1 pseudogene is annotated in these 357 nt (G+C 65.5%); it reads right to left on the reverse strand.

Going from position 1 to position 357, the window contains the following annotated elements:
- Positions 1-357, reverse strand: a pseudogene (locus J0695_RS41940) (factor-independent urate hydroxylase); the annotation flags it as partial.

Consider the following 357-nt stretch of genomic DNA (forward strand, 5'->3'; position numbering starts at 1 on the left):
ATGAGGCCGTAGGGCCGGTCGGCGGCGAAGTACACGACGCCGTCCGCGCTGTCGTTCTCGAGGCCGAAGGGTTCCAGGTCCACCTGGAAGTGGTGGCTGTTGGGGAGGGAGAAGCGCACCTCGTCCATTTCTTCACGGTGATCGATGATCTGCTCGCCCATCCGGTACATCGTCTGCTGGAGGGACAGGGAGTAGGTCTCGGCGAAGGCCTGGAGCAGGTGCTGCCTGGTCCGCCCGTAGGACGTCTCCCAGTCGGGCATCGGCTGTGCGTCGTCGGTCCAGCTGAACCGCCATCGAGCGGCGACCGAGGTGGCGAGAACGCGGTCCCGGGTCTCCTTCAGAGTCGTGTAGCTGTCC

The organism is Streptomyces beijiangensis, from assembly GCF_017315755.1.
Classification (GTDB): Bacteria; Actinomycetota; Actinomycetes; order Streptomycetales; family Streptomycetaceae; genus Streptomyces; species Streptomyces beijiangensis.